Raw genomic sequence first — 4,669 nt, forward strand, 5'->3', positions numbered from 1 at the left:
GCAGACCGGTGCGGCACTGGAGTTCCACGACGGAGAGGGCGGGCGGCCCCTGGGTGAGCGCACGAGTGATCTTGGCCGCCCAGAGCTCCTCCTCCGTGTACGGCCGGCGGCGGTACGTCTCGCGCAGCTCGGCGAAGTGGTCCGCTCGGCACGCCGTGACGAGCCGGAGACCGTCGTACCAGTCGTTGCGGCGGCTCACCGACGAGGAGTCGGGCACGTAGCCGCGCACCGCGTCGTCCCGCGGGAAGGTGGCTCCGCACAGGTCGCACCGGTCGAGGCGGATCACCGCCGCCTCCTGCCGCTTCCGCTTCCTCTTCCGCATCGGATGTCGCCGCCGTCGTGGTCGGGGAGGGGACGTGTCCCAGCACTTCCCGCCATGAGAAGTCTCCGCCCACCGCGATCCGAAACGGGCGGACCGGTTTCTCCACCCGGGCGGCGCTTCGCCGATCCGGGCGTCGGGAGATCCAACCGGTCCGGCCGTGAGCAAGGGGAGGGGAACTCCACCGGTACGGCAACGCCGGCCCGGCCCGCCGGCCAGGGCCGTGGGCGCCACCACCGGTCGGTCCCCCCCTTTCGCGCCCTGCCCGGCCGCGCGCGGGCCCGCCGTGCTGCGAGGCCGGGCGGGCTACCGCATAGTGGACGAGATGGCCTCTTCCCGAGCCGTCCGACATCGTTGTCCGGGAGGCTGTATGTCGTTCCAGGACCCGGCAGTGCCGCGCTGCCCCTTCGACTTCGCCGACGCCCTCGAGTTCGACCCCTCGCTGGTCTCACTGGCACGGCGCGGACCGGTGAGCCGGATCCGGCTGCCCTACGGGGAGGCGGAGGCGTGGCTGGTGACCAGCTTCGCCGGAGTGCGTCAGGTGACGTGCGATCCCCGGTTCAGCCGGGCGGCGATCGTCGGGCGGGACTATCCCCGGATGACGCCCGAGCCGATCGTGTCGCCGGAATCGATCAACGTGACGGATCCGCCGCACGTCACCCGGTTGCGGCATGTGACGGCCCAGGCGTTCACCCGGGAGCGGGTGGCGGCGATGCGGCCGGCCGTGGACGGGGTGGTGTCCGGGCTGCTCGGCGCGATGGCCGCGGCGGGACCGCCGGCCGACCTTGTGACGCACCTGTCGGTGCCGCTGCCCCACCTGACGATCTGCGAGCTGCTCGCCGTCCCCGAGCCGGACCGTGATCAGCTGCGGGACTGGACCATGCGGCTGCTGGCCACCTCCCCCGAAGCCCGGCGGGACGCGGCCGACGCCAAGGCCCGCCTGCGCAAGTACTTCGCGGAACTGATCCCGGCCCGGCGGAGCGCGCCGGGCGAGGACCTGCTGAGCGCGATGGCCACGGCCGAGGTGCCGGAGGGCGAGGAGCCGCTGAGCGACGACGAGCTGGCGGTCCTGGCCGTGACGCTGATCCTGAGCGGCAACGACACCGCGACCTGCCAGATCAGCAACATCGCCTATCTGCTGCTGACCCGGCCCGAGGAGTGCGCCGCGCTCGCCCGTGAGCCGGAGCGGTTCCCCGGCGCCCTGGAGGAGCTGCTGCGGTTCATCCCCTTCCGCAAGGGCGTGGGCATCCCGCGGATCGCGCTGGAGGACGCGGAGATCGAGGGCACGGCCATCAGCGCCGGTGACTACGTGCACGTGTCCTACCTGGCGGCCAACCGTGACCCGGCCGTCTTCCCCGACCCGCACAGGCTCGACCTCGCACGGCCGCCGCGCCCGCACATGACGTTCGGCTGGGGCGGGCACCACTGCCTCGCCGCACCGCTCGCCCGGGCGGAGCTGGACAGCGCGGTCACCGGACTGCTGGCCCGGTTCCCCGGTCTGCGCCTCGACGTCCCGCCCGACGCCGTCCGGTGGGACACCGGCACGATCCGCCGTTTCCCGCTGAGCCTGCCGGTCACCTGGTGAGAGCGGGGTCCCGCGGCGCCGCCGGCACCGCCTCGCCCCGCCCGGCCTTACGGAGTCGTGACGTACGGGCGCGGCCGGGTGGTGCGGCGCCGGTGCGGGCCTAGCGTGGGCGTATGCGCGTACTGGTCACCGGCGGTGCCGGGTTCATCGGGTCCCATGTCGTCCAGGCGCTGACGGCGCGCGGGCACGAGGCCGTCGTCTTCGACGTGCGCGCGGATCCGCGTGCCGACGTGCGGGATCCCGCGGCGGTCGCCCGGGCCGTGACCAGCGTGGACGCCGTCTGCCACCAGGCCGCGATGGTCGGGCTGGGGACGGGGTTCGGGGACGCGGTGGAGTACGTCTCCCGCAACGACCTGGGCACCGCCGTACTGCTCGCCGCCATGGCCGGGGCGGGGGTACGGCGCCTGGTGCTGGCCGGGTCGATGGTGGTGTACGGGGAGGGGCGGTACGCGTGTCCGCGCGACGGGGTCGTACGGCCGGGGCCGCGGGCGGTCGCCGACCTGGAGGCGGGGCTCTTCGAGCCGAGGTGCCCGGTGTGCGGTGCGGAGCTGACCGCGGGGCTGGTCGGGGAGGACGCGCCGGCCGATCCGCGCAACGTGTACGCCACGACCAAGCTGGCGCAGGAGCACCTGTCCGCCGCCTGGGCCCGGTCGACCGGCGGGTCGGCCGTGTCCCTGCGCTACCACAACGTGTACGGGCCGCGGATGCCCCGGGACACCCCGTACGCCGGTGTGGCCTCCTTCTTCCGGTCCGCGCTCGCCCGGGGCGAGGCGCCCCGTGTGTTCGAGGACGGGCGGCAGCGGCGGGACTTCGTGCACGTGCGGGACGTGGCGGCCGCCAATGTCGTGGCGCTGGAGGCCGGTGCGGCGCCGGGCGGGCTCACGGCGTACAACACCGGCAGCGGCGAGCCGCACACCGTCGGGGAGATGGCCCGCGCCCTGGCCGACGCGCACGGCGGGCCGGCCCCGGTGGTCACCGGGGAGTACCGGCTGGGGGACGTGCGGCACATCACGGCGGACTCCTCGCGGCTGCGCAGCGAGCTGGGCTGGAAGCCGGAGGTCGGTTTCGCGGAGGGCATGCGGGAGTTCGCGGTCTCCGAGTGAAGCGGCGCCGGGGCCTGCCACCGGGTCCGGGCGAACCCCCGCCGAGCCGAAGCCTGCCACCGGGTCCGGGCGAACCCCCGCCGAGCCGAAGCCTGCCGCTGGGTCCGGGCGAACCCGCCCCGAGCCGAAGCCTGCCACCAGGTTCAGGCGAACCCGCCCCGGGCCGGCATGGTGTGGGCGACCGGTTTCAGGGGGCCGCGGGCAGGGTGACCTCGAAGCGGCAGCCGCCGGGGATGTTGTGGACGGTGGCCCGGCCCCGGTGGGCCTCGACGATGCCGCGCACGATGGCCAGGCCCAGGCCCGCGCCGGCCGGCGGGGTGCGGGCGTGGGTGCCGCGCCAGCCGGTGTCGAAGACGCGGGGCAGGTCCTCCTCGGGGATGCCGCCGCAGCCGTCCGTCACGGAGAGGACCACTCCGTCGGGCGCACGCTCGGCGGCGACGGCGACCGTGCCGTCGGCGGGCGTCCGGCGGATGGCGTTGACCAGCAGGTTGCCCAGGACGCGGCTCATCTCCTTGGCGTCGACCTCGACCGGGACCGGCTCCACCCGGTCGCCGACCAGCCGGACGCCATGGGCGCGGGCGAGCGGATCGGCTCCGGCGAGGGCGTCGCCGACGAGGTCGTACAGGGAGATCCGCGACGGGGCGAGCGGCAGGGTGCCCGCGTGGATGCGGGAGAGTTCGAAGAGGTCGCCGACCATGTCGTTGAGGCGTTCCACCTCGGTGCGGATCTGTTTCAGATAGCGGCCGGGGTCGTCGGCGACACCGTCCTCCAGGGCCTCCGACATGGCGCGCAGCCCGGCGAGCGGGGTGCGCAGGTCGTGGGAGATCCAGGCGACCAGTTCCCGGCGGGAGGTCTCCAGCAGGCGTTCGCGTTCCCGGGACGCGGCGAGGCGTGCGCTGGTCGCCGCCAGCTCGCGGCTCAGCTCGGCCAGTTCGGCGGTGGCCGGGGCCGCGGGGGCCGCGAAGTCGCCGGCCTCGCCGAACGAGCGTGCCGCGAGGGTGAGTTCGCGGCTGCGGGCGACGACCCAGCGGCCCAGCAGGAGGGCGGTCGCCAGGGAGACCACGGCCGCCATCGCGACGACCGTCGTGACCACGGTCAGGTCGTGCGGGGACAGGAACATCGCCCAGGCGACCGCGAGGGTGCCGGCGAGCACGCCGCCGACGCCGACCGCGGCGACGGCGGCGAGGGACACGGTGAGCGAGCGGCGGCGCAGCAGCCGGAGCGCGGCGGCCCCCGCGAGGCCCGTGACGGCGGCACCGGCGAAGGCGTACAGCGCGATGAGCAGGGTGTCGCGCACGTCAGTCCTCCTCGTCCCGGCCGCTCGGGTCGAAGCGGTAGCCGACGCCCCACACGGTCCGGATCAGCCGCGGTCGCGCCGGGTCGTCCTCCACCTTGCCGCGCAGCCGGCGGATGTGGACCGTCACGGTGGACAGGTCGCCGAAGTCCCAGCCCCACACCTCGCGCATCAGGTCCTCCCTGCTGTACGCCCGTCCCGGGTTGCGCAGGAAGAAGGCGAGGAGGTCGAACTCGCGCAGGGTGAGGGCGAGTCCGGTGCCGTTCTTGGTGGCGCGGCGGGCGGCGGGGTCGACGGTGAGGCCGGCGGCGGCCGGCGGGGCCACGGCCACGGCGGGGCGGGCCCGGCGGAGCACCGACTGCACCCGC

At 75.1% G+C, this 4,669-nt stretch carries 5 protein-coding genes; 2 read left to right on the plus strand and 3 right to left on the minus strand.

What is annotated here, in order from left to right:
* On the minus strand, positions 1-286 hold a 286-nt coding region (locus IE312_RS24255), incomplete at its 3' end, for a hypothetical protein (protein WP_229900380.1).
* A 403-nt stretch (positions 287-689) separates the two neighbouring features.
* Between IE312_RS24255 and IE312_RS24260 the strand changes: the two genes are divergently transcribed.
* Both IE312_RS24260 and IE312_RS24265 read left to right on the plus strand, forming a co-directional pair.
* Positions 690-1,904 (plus strand): cytochrome P450, encoded by a 1,215-nt coding sequence (locus tag IE312_RS24260; protein WP_189984437.1) that lies wholly within the window; start codon positions 690-692, stop codon positions 1,902-1,904.
* A gap of 113 nt (positions 1,905-2,017) precedes the next feature.
* Positions 2,018-3,007: an NAD-dependent epimerase/dehydratase family protein gene (locus tag IE312_RS24265; protein WP_189984438.1), complete on the plus strand. Its 990-nt coding sequence runs from the start codon at positions 2,018-2,020 to the stop codon at positions 3,005-3,007.
* Between the two features lie 187 nt (positions 3,008-3,194).
* On the opposite strand, the gene IE312_RS24270 is transcribed toward IE312_RS24265, so the two are convergent.
* Positions 3,195-4,304 carry a sensor histidine kinase gene (locus IE312_RS24270; protein WP_189984439.1) on the minus strand — a complete coding sequence of 370 codons (1,110 nt, stop codon included), beginning with the start codon at positions 4,302-4,304 and terminating at the stop codon, positions 3,195-3,197.
* A 1-nt stretch (position 4,305) separates the two neighbouring features.
* A partial coding sequence (locus IE312_RS41700; protein ID WP_229900381.1) for a winged helix-turn-helix domain-containing protein occupies positions 4,306-4,669 on the minus strand: 364 nt, incomplete at its 5' end.

The sequence above is a fragment of the Streptomyces capoamus genome (genome assembly GCF_014654935.1).
Classification (GTDB): domain Bacteria; phylum Actinomycetota; class Actinomycetes; order Streptomycetales; family Streptomycetaceae; genus Streptomyces; species Streptomyces capoamus.

What these genes read in the sequence shown, in the direction of transcription:
- IE312_RS24265 (WP_189984438.1), top strand. Translation starts at nt 2,018, where the DNA reads ATGCGCGTACTGGTCACCGGCGGTGCCGGGTTCATCGGGTCCCATGTC.
- IE312_RS24260 (WP_189984437.1), top strand. Translation starts at nt 690, where the DNA reads ATGTCGTTCCAGGACCCGGCAGTGCCGCGCTGCCCCTTCGACTTCGCC.